This is a genomic window from Cupriavidus sp. GW823-FHT06D04 (assembly GCF_058795055.1).
This window is the reverse complement of sequence record NZ_JBXAHL010000001.1, coordinates 551600-571318: the sequence shown is the minus strand read 5'-3', so window position 1 is coordinate 571318 and position 19719 is coordinate 551600. Positions and strand designations below refer to the sequence as shown.

Here is a 19719-nt window from a genome sequence, read left to right as displayed (position 1 = left end):
GGATAGCGCTGGCTCAAGAGGAGAGAATAATGGGTAAGATCATCGGTATCGACCTCGGTACCACCAATAGCTGCGTCGCGATCCTGGAAGGCAACACCCCCAAGGTCATCGAAAACTCGGAGGGTGCCCGCACCACCCCGTCGATCATCGCCTACATGGAAGACGGCGAAATCCTGGTCGGCGCGCCGGCCAAGCGCCAGGCCGTCACCAATCCGCGCAACACGCTGTACGCGGTCAAGCGCCTGATCGGCCGCAAGTTCGAAGAGAAGGAAGTCCAGAAGGACATCGGCCTGATGCCGTATTCCATCGTCAAGGCCGACAACGGCGACGCATGGGTGTCGGTGCGCGACCAGAAGCTGGCGCCGCCGCAGGTGTCCGCCGAAGTGCTGCGCAAGATGAAGAAGACGGCCGAGGACTACCTCGGCGAGCCGGTGACCGAAGCCGTGATCACCGTGCCGGCCTACTTCAACGACTCGCAGCGCCAGGCCACCAAGGACGCCGGCCGCATCGCCGGCCTGGACGTCAAGCGCATCATCAACGAGCCGACCGCGGCCGCGCTGGCGTTCGGCATGGACAAGAACGAGAAGGGCGACCGCAAGATTGCCGTGTATGACCTCGGCGGCGGCACCTTCGACATCTCGATCATCGAGATCGCGGACGTGGACGGCGAGAAGCAGTTCGAGGTGCTGTCGACCAACGGCGATACGTTCCTGGGCGGCGAAGACTTCGACCAGCGCATCATCGACTACATCATCAGCGAGTTCAAGAAGGACCAGGGCGTGGACCTGTCCAAGGACGTGCTCGCGCTGCAGCGCCTGAAGGAAGCCGCTGAAAAGGCCAAGATCGAACTGTCGAGCTCGCAGCAGACCGAGATCAACCTGCCGTACATCACGGCCGATGCCTCGGGTCCGAAGCACCTGAACCTGAAGATGACCCGCGCCAAGCTCGAATCCCTGGTGGAAGAGCTGATCACGCGCACCATCGAGCCGTGCCGCATCGCTATCAAGGATGCGGGCGTCAAGGTCAGCGACATCGACGACGTGATCCTGGTCGGCGGCATGACCCGCATGCCCAAGGTGCAGGAACAGGTCAAGGAGTTCTTCGGCAAGGAAGCGCGCAAGGACGTGAACCCGGATGAAGCCGTGGCCGTCGGTGCCGCGATCCAGGGCTCGGTGCTGTCGGGCGACCGTACCGACGTGCTGCTGCTGGACGTGACGCCGCTGTCGCTGGGTATTGAAACCCTGGGTGGCGTGATGACCAAGATGATCACCAAGAACACCACCATCCCGACCAAGCATGCGCAGGTGTTCTCGACCGCCGACGACAACCAGCCGGCGGTGACCATCAAGGTGTTCCAGGGCGAGCGTGAAATGGCCTCCGGCAACAAGCTGCTGGGCGAGTTCAACCTGGAAGGCATTCCGCCCGCAGCGCGTGGCACGCCGCAGATCGAAGTGTCGTTCGACATCGACGCCAACGGCATCCTGCACGTGGGCGCCAAGGACAAGGCAACCGGCAAGGAAAACCGGATCACCATCAAGGCGAACTCGGGCCTGTCGGAAGACGAGATCCAGCGCATGGTCAAGGACGCCGAGGCCAACGCCGAGGAAGACAAGAAGGCCCGTGAGCTGGCTGACGCCCGCAACCAGGCCGACGCGCTGATCCACTCGACCAAGAAGGCGCTCACCGAATACGGTGACAAGCTGGAAGGCGGCGAGAAGGAAAAGATCGAAGCCGCGATCAAGGAACTGGAAGACGCCGCTCGCGGCGGCGACAAGGCCGAGATCGACGCCAAGGTCAACGCGCTGTCCGAAGTCAGCCAGAAGCTGGGCGAGAAGGTCTACGCGGACATGCAGGCCAAGGCCGGCGAAGGTGCCGCGCCCGGTGCTGCCGGTGCCGGCGCGGCCGGTGGCCAGCAGGCGCAGCCGCAGGACGACAACGTTGTGGACGCCGAATTCAAGGAAGTCAACGACAAGAAGTAATCGGGACACGCGGGCGGCGGTGCAGGCACTGGCCGGCACCGCTCCCGCCCCGACGCCGGGCGCGGCCATCGGACCCAGCGGGAAACCGCCGTCGGATGCCTCGCTCGGCTTTTTTGCTATTCGCCGGTATCGCGCCGCATGCGCGTGCCGGCCAAAAGGGTTTGAGCCACCATGGCAAAACGTGACTATTACGAAGTGCTCGGGGTAGGCAAGAACGCGAGCGACGACGAGATCAAGAAGGCTTATCGCAAGCTCGCGATGAAGTACCACCCGGACCGCAATCCGGAGGGCAAGGACGGCAAGATCGCCGAGGAAAAATTCAAGGAGGTCAAAGAGGCCTACGAGATGCTTTCCGACCCGGAGAAGAAGGCAGCTTACGACCAGTACGGCCATGCCGGTGTGGATCCGAACATGGCGGGCGGCTTTGGCGGCGCGCAGGGCTACGGCGGTTTCGCCGAGGCCTTCGGCGATATCTTCGGCGACATCTTCGGCCAGCAGGCCGGTGGCCGCCGCGGTGGCGGCGGCGGTCCGCAGGCCTATCGCGGCGCCGACCTGCGCTACAGCATGGAGATCTCGCTGGAGCAGGCCGCGCACGGCCACGAGGCGCAGATCCGCGTGCCGCACTGGGACGACTGCGACCACTGCCACGGCAATGGCGCGGAGCCGGGCTCGAGCGTGGAAACCTGCCCGACCTGCCACGGCGCCGGCCAGGTGCGCGTGTCGCAGGGCTTCTTCACCATGCAGCAGACCTGCCCGAAGTGCCACGGCAGCGGCAAGTTCATCCCCAAGCCCTGCACCAAGTGCCACGGCCAGGGCAAGCTGAAGTCGCAGAAGACGCTGGAAGTGAAGATCCCGGCCGGCATCGACGAAGGCATGCGCATCCGCTCATCGGGCAACGGCGAGCCGGGCATCAACGGCGGCCCCCCGGGCGACCTGTATGTGGAAGTCCACATCAAGGCGCACCCGATGTTCGAGCGCGACGGCGACGACCTGCACTGCCAGATGCCGATCTCCTTCGCCACCGCGGCGCTGGGCGGCGACCTGGAAGTGCCGACGCTGAGCGGCAAGGCCACCTTCCCGGTGCCTGAAGCCACCCAGTCGGGCAAGACCTTCCGCCTGCGCGGCAAGGGCATCAAGGGCGTGCGCTCGGGCTATCCGGGCGACCTCTATGTGCATGTGAATGTGGAGACGCCGGTCAAGCTGACCGAGGCGCAGAAGGATATGCTGCGCCAGTTCGACCGCTCGGTGCATGAGGGCGGCTCGCGCCACAGCCCGCAGGAGCAATCCTGGCTGGACAAGGTGAAGAGCTTCTTCAGCTGACCGGGTTTGCAGTATCGGACCGGCCACGTGCGAGCGTGGCCGGTTTTGTTTTTGGCGCGGCGCTCCGCGTCTGCGAACCGCTGGTTTGCTCCCCTCTCCCGCCTGCGGGAGAGGGGCTGGGGGAGAGGGCAGGCGCGCCCATCGCCCACCACGCTTGCGCCGCGCGATAATGCATCACTGCCTTCCATGCCGGCGGCGCCGGCAATCCTGTTTTTCCTGACGATTTCCCGTGGTAGCAAGCATCCAGCCCCCGCCCTCTCCCCCGGCCCCTCTCCCGCAAGCGGGCGAGGGGAGCACGCCGCCAGCAAGCGGAGAGGCCTTCGTCCTTCTCGACGACGCCACGGCCCCGGCGGCGCAAGCCGCATCACGCCTCTACACCGGCCTCATTCGCGAAGACGTGCTGCCCGCCGGCAGCGACATCGCGCAGCTCGACACCGTGCTTGCCGACGGCTGGCGCCAGGGCTGGCATGCCACTCTGTTTGCCCCCTACGAATTCGGCGGCGCACTGGTCGACGCCCCGGTGCATACCGGTAACGAGATGCCGTTCCACAACGGCGCGCTGCGCCTGCTGTGGTTCCGCAACCTGCGCCGGCTCGATGCCGCGGCGGTCACGGCGTGGCTGCAATCGAAAGCCGACCCCAAGCCAGCGGGCCTGATGGAGGTGGCCTCCGATACCTCCCGCGAGGCCTTCGACGACGCCATCGCCCGCATCCACCAGTGGATCGAAGCCGGCGACACCTACCAGGTCAACTATACCCAGCGCCTGCACTTCGATGCCTTTGGCGACCCGGTGGCGCTGTACGCCGCGCTGCGCGCCGCGCAGCCGGTGCCGTATGGCGTGCTGGCCAGCCTGCCGGATGGCGCCACGGTGCTGTCGCTGTCGCCCGAGCTGTTCGTGCGCCACGACGGCCAGGGCCACCTGCTGACCCGGCCGATGAAGGGCACCGCGCCGCGCTCGGGCGATGCCGTGCGCGATGCGCAGGCCGCCGCCGCGCTGGCCGCCGATGCCAAGAACCGCGCCGAGAATGTGATGATCGTCGACCTGCTGCGCAACGACCTGGGGCGCATCGCGCAGCCGGGCAGCGTGGCGGTGCCGGAGCGCTTTGCGGTGCAGCCGTTTGGTGCGGTGCTGCAGATGACCTCTACCGTCACCGCGACGGCGCGGTCCGGCACGCGCTTTGGCGCGCTGATGGCGGCGCTGTTCCCGTGCGGCTCCATCACTGGCGCGCCCAAGCGGCGCACCATGGAGATCATCGCCGAGCTGGAAGGCGCGCCGCGCGGGCTGTACACCGGCGCGATCGGCTGGATTGATGCGCCAACTGACGAAAGCACCGCGGGACCGTTCGCGCTGTCGGTGGCAATCCGCACGCTGGTACTGGCGCCTCTCGCGGACACCGGCCTGCGCGCGGGTGAAATGGGCGTGGGCGGCGGCATCGTCCATGACAGCGTCGCGGCGGAGGAATTCGATGAATGCGGCTGGAAGGCGCGTTTCCTGACGCGGCACGATCCCGGCTTGACGCTGTTCGAAACCATGCGCGTGCAGGACGGCGAGTGCCTTTACCTGGCGCGGCACCTTGCGCGCATTGGCGCTTCGGCGCATACGTTCGGCTTCGCTTTCGATGCCGATGCGGCACGCACCGCAGTGGCCGCGCAGGTAGCGCAGCTGGGCGCGGGGACATGGCGCCTGCGTATGAGCGTGGACAAGTGCGGCGCGCTCGCATTTGCCAGCGGCGCGGTGGCACCGATGCCGGCCGGTCCGGTCAGGATCGACATTGCCCCCGAGCCACTACCCGCCGCCGACCCGCTGCGCCGCCATAAGACCAGCGCGCGCGCAGTGTTCGATGCGGGCTGGCAGGCCGCCGAGCGTGCCGGCGGCTTTGACCGGCTGTTCTTCAACACGCGCGGTGAACTGCTGGAAGGCGGGCGCAGCTCGGTCTTCGTCCGCATCGATGGCCGCTGGCTGACGCCGCCGCTGTCGGCCGACATCCTGCCCGGCGTGATGCGCGCGGTGGTGCTGGACGAGGGTGGGGCGACGCTGGGCGCCCCCGGCGAAGCGGTGACGGAAGCCGTGATCACGCGCGCGATGCTCGCGCGCGCCGAGGCCATCGTCCTGGTCAACGCCTTGCGCGGCGCGATGGCGGCGACGCTGAGTCAGAAAGCCTGAAGACTAAGGGTGGTGCGTGTCCAGCACGCCGTCGCCCAGCTTCCAGCGCACCACGCCCGGCAGGTTGATCAGCTCGCGGTCGTGGCAGATCATCACCACGGTGCGGCCTTCGGCGGCCAGGTCGCCGACCAGCCCAATCACCTGCTCGCGCGCATGGCCGTCCAGGCTCGAGGTGGGCTCATCCAGCAGCAGCAGCTCCGGCTCCAGCACCTTGGCGCGCGCCAGTGCCACGCGCTGGATCTCTCCGCCGGACAGGTATTCGGGCGCGGTGTCCTGCAGGTGCGACACGCCGGCCCAGCCCAGCGCCTCACCAACGCGGCGGGCGATCTCGTCGCGCGGCATCCCGCGTGCATGCAGGCCGTAGGCAATATTTTCGCGCACCGAGGTGCGGAACAGGTAAGGGTGCTGATGCAGGTAGGCGATGCGCTGGCGCAGCGCCGGCGGCAGCGGAGTGAGGGGGGCGTCGTGTGCCTGGCCCCGGGCGTCGGTCCACTGCGCGCTGGCGCCGGGTGCCGGCTCCAGCCCGGCCAGCATGCGCAGCAGCGTGGTCTTGCCGGCGCCGTTCATGCCGGTCAGCACGATCGCCGTGGCGCGCGGGATCACCAGCCTGTCGATGGCAAAGAGCTTGCGCAGGCCGATGGTGCGCGCCAGCCCGCGCACGGTCAGCAGCGGGCTGTGGTCATGGGCAACTGAGGGAGTCATCGGCGGAAGCCTCCGGCACCCTGCAGCCAGGCCATGCCGATATTGACCAGCAGCGCCAGCGCCACCAGCACGATGCCCAGCGCAATGCCCTCCGCGAACTCGCCCTTGCTGGTTTCCAGCGCAATGGCCGTGGTGATGGTGCGGGTGGAGCCTTCGATATTGCCGCCGATCATCAGCGCCGAGCCGACCTCGGCAATCACGCGCCCGAAGCCGGCGACCACCGCCGCCATCAACCCGAAGCGCAGCTCGCGGATCACGGTCAGGAAGGTGCGCCAGCGCCCTGCGCCCAGCACCCAAGCGGTCTCGCGCAGGCGCACGTCGGCGCCCTGCAGGGTTGACAGCGCAAACGCCAGCACCACCGGGAAGCCGATCACCGCCTGCCCCAGCACCATGCCCGCTGGCGTGAACAGCAGGTGCAGGCTGCCCAGCGGGCCCTGGCGCGTCAGCAGCAGGTAGAGGATCAGCCCGACCAGCACGGTCGGAAACGACAGGAAGGCCTGCGCCACCACCACCACTGCGCGCCGGCCCGGGAACTGCCGCGTGGCGATCAGCCAGGCGGCGGCGATCGCCGGCACCGTGGCCAGCGCCAGCCCCAGCACCGCCACCATCAGCGAGGTCCAGACGATGAACCACAGGCCGGCGTCGCCGCTGGCCAGCAGGCGGAAGGCGTCGGCGGTGGCGGTGCCGATCTCCACCGGGTCAGGCGGAGAAGGTGTGCTCGGCGGCGGGGAAGCTGCCGTCCTTGACGGCGGCCACGTAGGCGCGCACGGCTGCCTCGATCGAGGTCTGGCCGTCCATGAAGTTGCGCACGAACTTGGCCTTGCGCCCCGGGTAGATATTGAGCATGTCCTGTAGCACCAGCACCTGGCCGGTGCAGTCCGCGCCCGCGCCGATGCCGATGGTGGGTACCGTCAGCGATTGCGTGATCTCGCCGGCCAGCGCCGCGGGCACAGCCTCCATCAGCACCACCTGCGCGCCGGCGGCCTGCAGCGCCAGCGCGTCGCGCTTGAGCTGGGCCGCGCCGGCGTTGGTCTTGCCCTGCACCTTGAAGCCGCCCAGCGCGTGCACCGACTGCGGCGTCAGGCCGATATGCGCGCATACCGGGATGCTGCGCTCGACCAGGAACTTGACGATCGGCGCCAGCCAGTCGCCGCCCTCGAGCTTGACCATCTGCGCGCCGGCCTTCATCAGCGTGACCGCACTGGCAAACGCAGCCTCAGGCGTGGGATAGGTGCCGAACGGCAGGTCCGTCAGCAGCAGCGCGGTCTGGTTGCCGCGCGCCGCGCATTCGGTGTGGTAGGCCATCTGTTCCAGCGTGACCGGCAGCGTGGTCTGCTGGCCCTGCATCACATTGCCCAGCGAATCGCCGACCAGGATCATTTCCACGCCGCAGTAGTCGAGCAGCGCGGCGAAGCTGGAGTCGTACGCAGTCAGCATGGCGATTTTCTCGCCGGCGTCACGCATCGCCTGCAGTTTGGGAATCGTGATGGTCTTGCGGGAGGGATCGAGGAGGTAGCTCATGGCAGTGCCCATATAGGACGGCTTTGCCGGTGCCGGGAGGGCCGCCCGCACGGCAACGACAGCCGTCGTTATTGTGTTGGGTCTGGCAGGCGGAGCCTGTCAGGGCGCAGCGAGATTGAGAAAGGCCTTGCGGCCGCGCATGTTTTCGATGCGCGACAGTAGTGTACGGAAATCGTCATCATTGTCCACCGGATTGAAGTGGGCGGTGTCGACGACCAGCACCGGGGCGTCGTCGTACCGGTGGAACAATTCGCCGTAGGCGCCGGCCAGGCGCTGCAGATAGTGTTCGTCGATGCCGGCCTCGCCAGGCTCGCCGCGGCGCACGATGCGCTCGCGCAAGAGCGACGGGGCGGCCTGCAGCACGATCACCAGGTCGGCGCGCTGCGGCGGCAGGTCAAGGCGTGCGGCGATGGCGTCGTAGAGCGCCAGTTCGTCGTCGGACAGCGTCAGCGCCGCGTGCAGCCGATCCTTGGCCATCAGGAAATTGGTGACCATGCGTTGGCCGGCCAGCACCCCCGCCTGCCATTGCTGCAGCTGCACCGCGCGCTGGGTCAGGCACCACAGCTGCAGCGCCAGCGCATGGCGCGCGGGATCGCGGTAGAAGGGTTCGAGGAAGGGGCTGCGGCGCGCGCTGTCGGGCAGTTCCTGGGCCTGCAGCGTGCGCGCCAGGCGCTGGGCCAGCGAGGTCTTGCCGGATCCGACGGGGCCTTCGACGACGATGCGGCGCAGGTGATCGAGCATGGCGCTCCGGGCTTCAGTGGGGTGGATGGCAGCGCCGCGGGCGCCGCCGGGCGGGGTCAGCCAGGGGTGCCGCCATCGCCGGTCCCGCCGGCGGCGGCCTGCATGCGCAGGCACTTGCAGGTGGACACCTTCTCGATGCGCTGCGCGCCCACGCCGGCCAGGTAGTCGGCGGCGCGTCCGCGCCCGGGGATGGCCAGCGCGGCATCCAGCTCTAGCAGCGGCACCAGCGTGAAGGCGCGCTCGGTCAGGCGCGGGTGCGGCACCGTCAGGTGCTCGTGGTCGTGCTGCTCGTCGCCGAACAGCAGCAGGTCCAGGTCCAGCGTGCGCGGCGCGTTGCGGAACGGCCGCTCGCGGCCGAACTGGTCTTCGATGTGGTGGCAGATGCGCAGGAGCTGCGCCGCGGTGAACGAGGTCTGCACCTTGACCACCGCGTTGTAGTAGTCGTCGCCGCCGGCATCGACCGGGGCGGTGCGGTAGAGCGATGAGCGCGCCAGCACCGTGATGCCGACCTGCTGGGCCAGACACACGATGGCGTCCTTGATGGCCTGGCGGGCATCGCCAAGATTGGCCCCGATGCCGATGAAGGCAAGCGTCATTTAGGTTTCCTCCGGCTGGCCGGGGCCGGCATGTGCTGCCTCGCCCGCGTCCGTGTCGCTCCGGGAAGACACTTTATCCGATTTCCGCGGACCGCGCCGGCGGCGCTTCTTGCGTGCCGGGCCTTCGCCCTCGGCGCCCTGGCCACCTTGACTGCCCTGGCCGCCTTGACCACTCGGGCCGCGCGCGCCGCGTACCGCGTCGATCAGGTCCTCGCGCTCGCCCGGGTCGGCGTCCTGGAAGTCCTGCCACCAGGCGGCCAGTTCCTCGGGCAGCTCGCCCGACTGGCAGCGCAGGTGCAGGAAGTCGAAGCCGGCACGGAAGCGCGGCGATTCCAGCAGCCGGAACGGCATGCGGCCCACGCGCTTTTCAAAGCGCGGCTGCATGCCCCAGATATCGCGCATGTCGGTGACAAAGCGGCGCTGGATCGCCAGCTGGCCGGTCTGCTTTTCCAGCACCATGTCCATGGCGGTGTTCAGCGCGGCGATGGCGTGCTCGCCTTCCTCGCGCAGCCTGGTCCAGCGCTGCAGCACGTGGTGCCACAGCAGCGCGGCGAACAGGAAGCCCGGCGAGACCGGCTTGCCGGCCTGCACGCGGCGGTCGGTGTTGTCCAGCGCCAGCTGCACGAAGCGCTGGCCCATGGGCTGCTCCAGCGCCACGTCCAGCAGCGGCAGCAGGCCCTGGTGCAGCCCGGCCTTGCGCAGCTCCTGCAGCGAGGCCCAGGCGTGGCCGGACATCAGCAGCTTGAGCATCTCGTCGAACAGGCGCGCGCTGGGCACGTTGTGGATCAGCGAGGCCAGGCCGGCGATCGGGTGGCGCGTGGCCTCGTCGATGTCGAAGCCGGTCTTGGCGGCGAAGCGCACAACGCGCAGCATCCGGATCGGGTCTTCGCGATAGCGCGTGACCGGGTCGCCGATCATGCGCAGCGTGCGCGCGCGGATGTCTTCCATGCCGTGATGGTAGTCATGCACGGTCTGCGCGGCCGGGTCGTAGTACATCGCATTGATGGTGAAGTCGCGGCGTTCCGCGTCTTCGGCCTGCGAACCCCACACGTTGTCGCGCAGCACCCGGCCCGAGGCATCGATCGCATGGGTCTTGCTGTCGAGCTCGGCGCGCTTCAGGCGGCGGCCTTCGGGCAGGGTCTCGCTGGCGATGGCGTCGACCAGCGCGCGGAAGGTCGAGACCTCGATGATTTCCTGCTCGCGCCCACCGTAGAAGGTCACGTGCACGATCTGGAAGCGCCGCCCGATGATGCGCGAGCGCCGGAACAGCGCCTGCACCTGGTCGGGCGTGGCGTTGGTCGCGACGTCGAAATCCTTGGGCTTGATGCCGAGCAGCAGGTCGCGCACCGCGCCGCCCACGATGTAGGCCTGGTAGCCGGCCTGCTGCAGCGTGGAGGTGACCTTGACGGCATTGCGCGACAGCAGCGCGGGGTCGATCTGGTGTTCGTCGGCGCCGACAATGCGCGGCGTATGGGCATGGCCGGTGCGGCGCAGCTTGGGGCCGGGTTTGCCCAGCAGCCGGGTAATTAGCTTCTTGATCACGTCAGAACAGATCCATGATGCGCCAGCCTGCCGCGGCGGCGTGGTGGCGCAGGCGATCGTCCGGGTTGGTGGCGATCGGCTCGGAGACTTTTTCCAGCAAGGGCAGGTCGTTGGCCGAGTCGCTGTAGAAGGTGGTTTTCTCGAAATGGTCCCACTGCGCGCCCTGGCTCTTTAGCCAGGCCTCGACGCGGGTGATCTTGCCTTCGCGGAAGCTGGGCACGCCCTCGACCTCGCCGGTGTACTGGCTCTCGGGCTTGCCGTCGACGGTGGCCGGCTCGGTCGCGATCAGGTGCTTGATGCCGAAGGCCGTGGCGATCGGCGCGGTGACGAAGCTGTTGGTGGCGGTCACCACGGCGCACAGGTCGCCGGCTTCCAGGTGCTTGTAGACCAGCGCGCGCGCCTGCGGCGTGATCACGGGGTCGATCACCTCGTGCATGAAGCGCACCCGCATGGCATCGAGCCGGTCGCGCGGGTTGGCCGCCAGCGGCGCCAGCGCAAAGCGCAGGAAGGCCTGGATATCGAGGGTGCCGGCCTTGTAGTGGCCGTAGAACTCGTCGTTCTTCTGCCTGTAGATTTCCTCGTCGACGACGCCCAGGCGGACCAAGAAGCGGCCCCATTCATGGTCGCTGTCGGTTGGGATCAGGGTGTGGTCGAGATCAAAGAGTGCCAGATTCATGGGCGGCGATTTTACCTTAAGGCGAGAGGTCGGGCGGGCAGGCAGGTGCCGTGGCCGCGTTGGGTGTGGTTTGGGCGCCGATGCCGCCGCTAATCCCGGAATTCAGCAAACATTTCACGCAGCAGCGGCAGTGTCACCGGCCGCTTGCGTTCCAGCGAGTAGGTGTCGAGCGCGTCCAGCAGCGCCATCAGGCTTGGCATGTCGCGGTAATGCCGCGTCACCAGCCAGTGCGTGATCTCTGGCGACAGCTGCAGGCCGCGCTCGCGTGCTGCATGCAGCACAGCGGCCTTCTTGTCGTCGTCCGACAGCGGCGCGACCTGGTACACCAGGCCCCAGCCCAGGCGCGTGCGCAGGTCTTCGCGCACCGGCATCGCGCGCGGGGCCAGGCCGCCGGCCACCACCAGCGCGGTGCGCACGTGGGCGCGCACCTCGTTGTAGAGCGAGAACACCGCGATCTGGCGCGCTTCATCCAGCAACTCGACGTCATCGACGGTGTAGAGCTGGCACCAGGGATCGAACAGGAAGTCCGACAGCGGGTGGTGCGGGCTCAGGTAGCGGCTGCGGATGCCGTGCTGCGGCCCGGCCTCGCATACCGCGTGCAGCAGGTGGGTACGGCCGCAGCCGACCTCGCCCCACAGGTAGACCAGCCGGTCGCTGGCGTGCTCCTGGGCGAGCGCGGCGGGCAGCTCGCGCAGGCGCTGCACCGCCTCGCGGTTGGATGCCACCACGAAATTCTCGAAGGTCGAAGGCGGCGGGCTGCCCAGCTCGAGCGACAGTTGCTTGGGACGCGGGGACATGACGTATGGCTAACTTGCAGGTGTGGGCAGCAGTGGGGCAGCCGTTATTTTCGGTACAGGTCGCTGGCCAGGTAAACCCGCCGCAGCTGCCGCGCGCCGACCAGCAGCACGGCACAGGTCGGCAGCGCCAGCAGCACGCCGAAGAAGCCGAACAGCTGGCCGAAGGCGAGCAGCGCGAAGATCACCACCAGCGGGTGCAGGCCGATGCGTTCGCCCACCAGGCGCGGGGTCAGATAAAAGCTCTCGATAAACTGGCCGAAGCCGTAGACCACCGCCACCGCGGCCAGCCCGTACCAGTTGCCGAACTGCAGCAGCGCGGCCAGCACCGCCATGACCAGCCCGACACCAAAGCCAATATACGGGATAAACACCGCCAGCCCCGTGAAGACCCCGACCGGCACGCCGATATCGAAGCCGGCGATGGTCAGGCCGATCGAGTAGATTGCCGCCAGGATCACCATCACCAGGATCTGGCCGCGCAGGTATTGCGACAGCAGCGCGTCGGTCTCGTTGGTCAGTTCGCGCACCTTGGGCACCCAGCGGCGCGGCACCACGCCCTCGATGCGGCGCATCACCATGTGCCAGTCCATCATCAGGTAGAACATGACGATGGGCACGATAAAGACGATGCCGGCCACCGTGATCAGCGCGGAGCCCGACATCTTGACGTAGTTCAGCAACACCACCAGCAGGTCTTCCGGGCTGGCCGAGAAGCGGTCCGACAGCATGTTGCGCAGGCCGGGGAAGTCAAAGCGCACGCGTACGCCGAACTCGGCCAGGCGGGGCGAAACCACCGAATTGAGCTTCTTCAGCAGGATCGGCAATTGCTCGCGCACCTGCGGGATCTCGCGTTGCAGCACTGCGATCGCCAGCAGTACCAGCATCACGCAGATCACCGTCAGCAGCAGGATCATCAGCGTTACGCCCACCGCGCGCGGCACGCGGCGGCGCTGCAGCCAGTCAACGCCCGGGTTCAGGATATAGGCGAAGATGAACGCGAACAGGAACGGCGTCAGCACCGGCGCCAGCGCGATGATGGCGGCGAACAGCGCGACGGCCACGACGATCCAGAGCAGGATGCGCTTGGCCTCTTGGTTCAACAGCGGGGCATTCATCAAATAGTTGGGGGGAACGGGCGACAGCGCTGTTTGCGGCGGAATCTCGCCGGAAACTGGAAGCGGGGGGCCTCTATCCGTTAAAATTGCAATTCTACTGGACTCGCGTCCGCCTTCCGATGCCAAGCAACGGAAGCCGCGCTGACCCGAGCGCCGAATTCCTCACTTTATTTCCTCCAGGACAAGCAGGTTCCCATGAGCGCATCCCCGACCGCCGGCCAGGCAGGCCTTTCCTACCGCGACGCCGGTGTTGATATCGATGCCGGCGACGCACTGGTCGACCGCATCAAGCCGTTTGCCAAGCGCACCATGCGCGAGGGCGTGATGGCGGGCATCGGCGGGTTCGGTGCGCTGTTCGAACTGTCGAAGAAGTTCCAGGAGCCGGTGCTGGTGTCGGGCACCGACGGCGTGGGCACCAAGCTCAAGCTCGCCTTCCAGCTCAACCGCCATGACACCGTCGGCCAGGATCTGGTCGCCATGAGTGTCAACGACATCCTGGTGCAGGGTGCCGAGCCGCTGTTCTTCCTCGACTACTTCGCCTGCGGCAAGCTGGACGTGGACACCGCCGCCACCGTGATCCAGGGCATCGCCCGCGGTTGCGAACTGGCCGGCTGCGCGCTGATCGGCGGCGAAACCGCCGAAATGCCGAGCATGTACCCGGACGGCGAATACGACCTGGCCGGCTTTGCCGTCGGCGCGGTCGAAAAGAAGAAGATCATCGACGGCAGCACCATCACCCCGGGCGACGTGGTGCTGGGCCTGGCTTCGTCGGGTGCGCACTCCAACGGCTACTCGCTGGTGCGCAAGATCATCGAAATGGCCAAGCCGGACCTGAATGCCGACTTCCACGGCCAGCGCCTGCAGGACGCGATCATGGCGCCGACGCGGATCTATGTGAAGCCGCTGCTGTCGCTGATCGAAACCCTGCCGGTCAAGGGCATGGCGCATATCACCGGCGGCGGCCTGACCGAGAATGTGCCGCGCGTGCTGGCGCAGGACGTCACCGCCGTGCTCAAGCGCGATGCCTGGACGCTGCCGCCGCTGTTCCAGTGGCTGCAGGCGCAGGGCCGCGTGGCCGACGACGAAATGCACCGCGTGTTCAACTGCGGCATCGGCATGGTGGTGATCGTGGCCAAGGAAGACGCTGAGCGCGCTATTCGTCACCTGCAGGCGGCTGGTGAGGCGGTGTGGGAGATTGGTGAGATCCGCGCACGTGCGGAAGGCGAGGCGCAGACGATCGTGGTCTGATCTGTTTCTGTGGTTTTGCTGTGAGAGCGGCGCATGCCTTTGGGTATGCGCCGTTTTTGTTTATGGCCTGGCGCCATGCGGCCGCATCGCCCCAACCCAAACAACACCCATCCTGGTGCATTGCACCAAAACCCCCCATGCACGCGCACCAAATCTGACAAACAAAATTCAACTTGATTGTATGGCGGTTTATATCCTAATGTACTGAGCAAAGACGCCGCACACGCATGCCGCGTCGGAGACAACGCCCGAATGCGACGCCGGGGACCATCACCGCGCGCCAGGGCAGGCCAGGGACCATCGGAGGATCCACCATGCAAGCAGTCAGCATCGACGCACCTGCCAAGAACGGCGCGTCGCCCCAGAAGCAATCCGTCGCGCGTGTCGCCGGGGCCAGCCTGGCCGGCACCACGCTCGAGTTCTACGACCACTTCATCTACGGATCGGCCGCCGCGCTGGTTTTCCCCAAGCTGTTCTTCCCGCAGAGCGATCCGCTGACCGCGACACTGCTATCCTTTGCCAGCTACGGCGTGGCCTTCGTGGCGCGGCCGCTGGGTGCGGCGATCTTTGGCCACTTCGGCGACAAGATGGGCCGCAAGTCGATCCTGATCATCACGCTGCTGATGATGGGCCTGGCCACCTTCGGCATCGGCCTGCTGCCGACCTATGCCGCCGCGGGCGCGCTGGCGCCGGCGCTGCTGGTGCTGCTGCGCGTGGTGCAGGGCCTGGCCCTGGGCGGCGAGTGGGGCGGGGCGGCGATCATGGTCAACGAGCTGGACCCTGAAGGAAAGCGGCGCGGCATCCTCGGCAGCCTGGTGCAGCTGGCGGCGCCGATCGGCCTGCTGCTGGCCAACGGCGTGTTCGCGCTGGTGACCTGGCAGGTTTCGGAAGAAGCCTTCCTCAGCTGGGGCTGGCGCGTGCCGTTCCTGCTGTCGGCGCTGCTGGTCGGCGTCGGCCTCTACATCCGCGCCAACGTGCGTGAATCCGGGATGTTCGAGAAGCTCGAGGAATCGCATGCGGAAGCGCGCGCGCCGATCATGGAAGTGCTGCGCAACTACAAGAAGCAGCTGCTGATCGCCTTTGGCGCGCGGCTGGGCGGCGACATCGCCTTCTATGTGTTCACCCTGTTCCTGCTGTACTTCGTGCCGACCAAGCTGGGCCTGCCCAAGAGCATCGCGCTCAATGCCGTACTGCTGGGCGCGCTGGCGCAAATCCTGTTCATCCCGATCGCCGGCCTGCTGGCGGACCGCATCGGGCGCCGCCCGGTGCTGATGATCGGCGGCGTCGGCGGCGCGGTGTGGGCCTTTGTCTTCTTCGCGATGATCAAGACCGGCAGCCCGGCGCTGATCATGCTGGGCTCGTTCGTCGGCATGGTGCTGGTGTCGTTCATGTTCTCGCCGCTGGCCTCGTTCCTGCCCGAGCTGTTCGCCACCCGGGTGCGCGTGACTGGTGCCTCGCTCGGCTTCCAGTTTGCCGGCGTGTTCGGTGGCGCGCTGGCCCCGCTGATCGCGGTGGGCCTGCTCGACCGCTTCGGTAGCACCACGCCGGTGGCCCTCTACCTGGCGGCGGTGTGCGCGCTGATCGCAGTGGCCGCTGCCGCCGCGCGCGAAACCGCACACATGCACCTGTCCGACGCGGACCACTGAGCGCCGCCGTCCCAACCTTTTCGTGAGCAGTATCGTGAAACAGTTCGACCTGATCATCCGCAACGGCACCGTGGTGACCGCCAGCGACACCATGCAGTGCGATATCGGTATCGCCGGCGGCCGCATCGTGCAGCTTGGCCTTGACCTGGGCGAGGCGGCGCAGACCATCGACGCCAGCGGCAAGCTGGTGCTGCCGGGCGGCGTCGATGCGCACTGCCACCTGGACCAGCCCATGCCGGATGGCCTGAAGATGGCTGATGGCTTCCGCACCGGCTCGGTCTCGGCGGCGTGCGGCGGCACCACCACGGTGATTCCGTTTGCCGCGCAGGAGAAGGGCCATTCGCTGCGCGCGGCGGTCACCGACTACCATCAGCGCGCCGGCGGCCAGGCCGTGGTCGACTACGCCTTCCACCTGATCGTGGCCGACCCGACCGAGGCGGTGCTGAACGACGAGCTGCCTGGCCTGATCCGTGAGGGCTATTCGTCGTTCAAGATCTACATGACCTACGACGACCTCAAGCTGAACGACCGCGAGATCCTTGAGGTGCTGTCGGTGGCGCGCCAGGAGGGCGGGCTGGTGATGGTGCACGCCGAGAACTCGGACTGCATCGCCTGGCTGACCGAGAAGCTCGGAGCGGCGGGCAACACCGCGCCGAAGTTCCACGCGCTGGCGCGCCCGATGGCGATCGAGCGCGAGGCCACGCACCGCGCCATCACGTTCTCCGAGCTGGTCGACGTGCCGATCCTGATCGTCCATGTATCGGGCAAGGAAGCGGTGGAGCAGATCCGCTGGGCGCGCAACCGCGGCATGAAGATCTTTGCCGAGACCTGCCCGCAGTACCTGTTCCTGACTGCGGAAGACCTCGACCAGCCCGGCTACCACGGCGCCAAGTGCGTGTGCAGCCCGCCGCCGCGCGACCGCGGCAACCAGGAAGTGATCTGGGACGGCCTGGCCGACGGCCTCTTCACCATCTTCTCGTCCGACCATGCACCGTTCCGCTACGAAGACGCGCAGGGCAAGAAGCCTGGCGGCAAGGAGGTCCCGTTCCAGTACATCCCCAACGGCATCCCCGGGCTGGAAACGCGGCTGCCGCTGCTGTTCTCGGCTGGCGTGGTGGGCGGCCGCATCTCGGTCAACCAGTTCGTCGCGCTGACCTCGACCAACCCCGCCAAGCTCTACGGCCTGCATCCGCGCAAGGGCACCATCGCCATCGGCGCCGATGCCGACCTGGCGATCTGGGATCCGCAGCGTGAAGTGACGATCCGCAACGCCGACCTGCACCATGCGGTCGACTACACCCCGTACGAAGGCGTGCGCGTGACCGGCTGGCCGGTGACCACGCTGGTGCGCGGCAAGGTGGTGGCGCATGAGGGCGAGGTGCTGGCCGAGGCCGGCCACGGCCAGTTCCTGCCGTGCGGCCTGCCGGAGATGGCCAGGCCGCGCTATCGCACCTCGGGCGGCAGCCTGTGACGGCAGCCTTGCCGATGCTTTGACTGAAACGACTGACATGGAACTGACCAACCGCCTGGACGCCACCACTATCGCGGCCCGCGTCGCCGCCGGCCGCCTCGATCCCGCCGAGGTGGTCGCCGCCTTCCAGGCCCGCATCGCGGCGCGCAATGACCAACTCAACGCCGTGTTCGAGCTGCGCCAGGAGCTGGTCGATGCCGACCTGGCGCAGCTGCGCGCGCGCCTTGCGCAGGGGGAGCGCCCGCTGCTGGCGGGCGTGCCGGTGATCGTCAAGGACGTGATCTGGAGCCAGGGCCGCCGCGTCACGCAGGGTTCGCAGCTGTACCGCGACTTCATTGCGCCCGCCGACGCGATTGCGGTCGAGCGCCTGCGCCAGGCCGGCGCGATCGTGCTCGGCATGGGCAATACCTCGGAGTTCGCCTGCAAGGGCCTGACCACCAACAAGGTTTACGGGCTGACGCGCCATCCGCTCGATGCCACGCTGACTGCGGGCGGCTCGTCTGGCGGCTGCGCGGTGGGGGTGGCGGCCGGCATGGCGCCGCTGGCGCTGGGCACCGACGGCGGCGGTTCCAGCCGGCGCCCGCCCGCGCATGCGGGCGTGGTCGGCTTCAAGCCTTCTTACGGCGCGATTCCCGATTCAGTCGGCTTTCCCCATGCCTTCAACGGCATCCAGGTGATTGCGCCGATCACGCGCACGGTGGCCGATGCCGAACTGATGTTCGAGGCGCTGGCCGGCGCCGATCCGCGCGATCCCGATACGCTGGGTTTCTCGCTTGGCGCCGCGCGCCCGCTGCATACGCTGAAGATCGCGGTCAGTCCGCGCCTGGGCCTGGACACCCCGGTCGACGATGACGTCGCGCAGGCCTTCGAGCAGGCCGTGACCCGGCTGCAGGCCGCGGGCCTGACCATCGAGCGTGCCGACCCGGCCTGGCCGAAGGGCGCCGACGAGGCCGCGCTGATGCCGCTGCAGCATGTCGGCCTGGCCAATCTCTACGGCGAGGCCTGGCGCCGCGACCCGGAGGTGTTCGATCCCGACGTGGCGCGCCAGATCGAGCGCGGTCTGGCCTGGAGCGGCGCCGACGTGGCCCGCGCGCGCGAAGCCAGCCACCAGATCGCGCTGGCCGTGGCCGGGTTCTTTACCCGCTATGACCTGCTGCTGTGCCCGACCACCCCGTGCGTGGCGTGGCGCAACGACCGGCTGGGGCCGGAGCGGATCGGCGGCGTGGCGGTGGAGCCGCGCGCCCATGCGGTGTTCACGCCCTTCTTCAACCATGCGCTGGCACCGGCCATCTCGGTGCCCTGCGGCCACGGCCGCGAAGGGCTGCCGGCGGGCCTGCAGATCGCCGGCCCGCGCGCTGCCGACCGCAACGTGCTGGCCGCGGCCAGGCTGGCCGAAAGCGTGCTGGCGCCGCTGCTCAACCCTGCCGGATAACCGTCATGCGAATCCTTGTCCTGAATCCCAATACAAGCGAAGGCATCACCGCGCGGCTGATGGCGGCGGCCACCGAGGCCGCGGCCCCCGGCACCGAGCTGGTGCCGCTGACCGCCAGCCGCGGCGTGCCCTATATCGCCACGCGCGCCGAGGCGCAAATCGGCGGCGCCATCGCGCTGGAGATGCTGGCCGAGCACCATGGCCAGTTCGATGCGGCCATCATCGCGGCCTTTGGCGACCCCGGCCTGATGGGCGCGCGCGAACTGTTCGACCTGCCGGTGGTGGGCATGGCCGAGGCGGCGATGCTGTCGGCCTGCATGCTGGGCCGGCGCTTTGCCATCGTGACTTTTGCGCGGGCGCTGGGGCCCTGGTATGAGGAGTGCGTGGACATGCATGGCCTGCGCAGCCGGCTGGCCGGCATCCGCATGCTGGACGGCAGCTTTGCCTCGGTGTCGGATGTGCAGGAAGAGAAGGAAGCCGTGCTGGTGGAACTGGCCAACCGCGCCGTGGCGGAGGATGAAGCCGATGTGGTGATCCTGGCCGGCGCGCCGCTGGCCGGCCTGGCCGCGCGCGTGCGCGACCGCATTCCGGTGCCGGTGGTCGACCAGATGGCCGCCGCCGTCAAGCAGGCCGAGGCGCTGGTCGCGCTGCAGCCGCGCAAGGCCACCGCGGGCACGTTCCGCCGCCCGGATGCCAAGCCCACGCTGGGTTTGCCCGCGGCGCTGGCGGCGCGCATCGAGCACCGCTAAGCCGCTTCCCTTCCGATGAC

At 68.0% G+C, this 19719-nt stretch carries 17 protein-coding genes; 8 read left to right on the top strand and 9 right to left on the bottom strand.

Features of this window, described 5'->3' with window-relative positions; genetic code table 11:
- Positions 1-29: 29 nt before the first annotated feature.
- The 3 genes from dnaK to pabB all read left to right on the top strand — a co-directional run bounded on the left by dnaK (position 30) and on the right by pabB (position 5463).
- Positions 30-1979: a molecular chaperone DnaK gene (dnaK, locus tag AC1Q7H_RS02670; protein ID WP_013957918.1), complete on the top strand. Its 1950-nt coding sequence runs from the start codon at positions 30-32 to the stop codon at positions 1977-1979.
- 171 nt (positions 1980-2150) lie between these two features.
- Entirely contained in the window at positions 2151-3299 is a 1149-nt protein-coding gene (gene dnaJ / locus AC1Q7H_RS02665) for a molecular chaperone DnaJ (RefSeq protein ID WP_211980268.1), read from the top strand.
- Between the two features lie 229 nt (positions 3300-3528).
- Positions 3529-5463 carry an aminodeoxychorismate synthase component I gene (gene pabB, locus AC1Q7H_RS02660; RefSeq protein ID WP_211980267.1) on the top strand — a complete coding sequence of 645 codons (1935 nt, stop codon included), beginning with the start codon at positions 3529-3531 and terminating at the stop codon, positions 5461-5463.
- 3 nt (positions 5464-5466) lie between these two features.
- Here pabB and AC1Q7H_RS02655 read toward each other — a convergent pair whose 3' ends face one another.
- The 9 genes from AC1Q7H_RS02655 to AC1Q7H_RS02615 all read right to left on the bottom strand — a co-directional run bounded on the left by AC1Q7H_RS02655 (position 5467) and on the right by AC1Q7H_RS02615 (position 13153).
- A complete protein-coding gene (locus AC1Q7H_RS02655) occupies positions 5467-6165 on the bottom strand; it encodes an ATP-binding cassette domain-containing protein (RefSeq protein WP_013957915.1) in 699 nt (232 codons plus the stop codon).
- On the bottom strand, positions 6162-6860 hold the full coding sequence (locus AC1Q7H_RS02650) for an ABC transporter permease (protein WP_013957914.1): 699 nt from the start codon (positions 6858-6860) through the stop codon (positions 6162-6164). The genes AC1Q7H_RS02655 and AC1Q7H_RS02650 overlap by 4 nt, the downstream gene beginning before the upstream one ends.
- Before the next feature lie 4 nt (positions 6861-6864).
- Positions 6865-7686, bottom strand: coding sequence for a 3-methyl-2-oxobutanoate hydroxymethyltransferase (panB, locus tag AC1Q7H_RS02645; RefSeq protein WP_114133772.1), 822 nt, complete (start codon positions 7684-7686; stop codon positions 6865-6867).
- A 99-nt stretch (positions 7687-7785) separates the two neighbouring features.
- Entirely contained in the window at positions 7786-8427 is a 642-nt protein-coding gene (locus tag AC1Q7H_RS02640; protein WP_013957912.1) for a deoxynucleoside kinase, read from the bottom strand.
- 56 nt (positions 8428-8483) lie between these two features.
- A complete protein-coding gene (gene folK, locus AC1Q7H_RS02635) occupies positions 8484-9023 on the bottom strand; it encodes a 2-amino-4-hydroxy-6-hydroxymethyldihydropteridine diphosphokinase (protein WP_013957911.1) in 540 nt (179 codons plus the stop codon).
- On the bottom strand, positions 9024-10565 hold the full coding sequence (gene pcnB, locus AC1Q7H_RS02630; RefSeq protein WP_013957910.1) for a polynucleotide adenylyltransferase PcnB: 1542 nt from the start codon (positions 10563-10565) through the stop codon (positions 9024-9026).
- 1 nt (position 10566) lies between these two features.
- Positions 10567-11241 (bottom strand): histidinol-phosphatase, encoded by a 675-nt coding sequence (locus AC1Q7H_RS02625; protein WP_153953730.1) that lies wholly within the window; start codon positions 11239-11241, stop codon positions 10567-10569.
- Between the two features lie 89 nt (positions 11242-11330).
- A complete protein-coding gene (gene hda, locus AC1Q7H_RS02620) occupies positions 11331-12038 on the bottom strand; it encodes a DnaA regulatory inactivator Hda (protein WP_013957908.1) in 708 nt (235 codons plus the stop codon).
- 44 nt (positions 12039-12082) lie between these two features.
- Entirely contained in the window at positions 12083-13153 is a 1071-nt protein-coding gene (locus tag AC1Q7H_RS02615; protein WP_211980266.1) for an AI-2E family transporter, read from the bottom strand.
- 195 nt (positions 13154-13348) lie between these two features.
- Here AC1Q7H_RS02615 and purM point away from each other — a divergent pair, with 195 nt between their 5' ends.
- From purM to AC1Q7H_RS02590, 5 genes are all read left to right on the top strand, one after another.
- Positions 13349-14401, top strand: a complete 1053-nt coding sequence (gene purM, locus AC1Q7H_RS02610) for a phosphoribosylformylglycinamidine cyclo-ligase (RefSeq protein ID WP_211980265.1) — start codon at positions 13349-13351, stop codon at positions 14399-14401.
- Positions 14402-14715: 314 nt separating this feature from the next.
- Complete coding sequence (locus AC1Q7H_RS02605) at positions 14716-16047, top strand: MFS transporter (protein ID WP_013957905.1); 1332 nt, start codon at positions 14716-14718, stop codon at positions 16045-16047.
- Between the two features lie 34 nt (positions 16048-16081).
- Positions 16082-17518, top strand: coding sequence for a dihydropyrimidinase (hydA, locus tag AC1Q7H_RS02600; protein WP_211980264.1), 1437 nt, complete (start codon positions 16082-16084; stop codon positions 17516-17518).
- 37 nt (positions 17519-17555) lie between these two features.
- Positions 17556-18950 carry an amidase gene (locus AC1Q7H_RS02595; RefSeq protein WP_211980263.1) on the top strand — a complete coding sequence of 465 codons (1395 nt, stop codon included), beginning with the start codon at positions 17556-17558 and terminating at the stop codon, positions 18948-18950.
- A gap of 5 nt (positions 18951-18955) precedes the next feature.
- Complete coding sequence (locus AC1Q7H_RS02590) at positions 18956-19699, top strand: aspartate/glutamate racemase family protein (RefSeq protein ID WP_010815018.1); 744 nt, start codon at positions 18956-18958, stop codon at positions 19697-19699.
- Positions 19700-19719 lie beyond the last annotated feature (20 nt).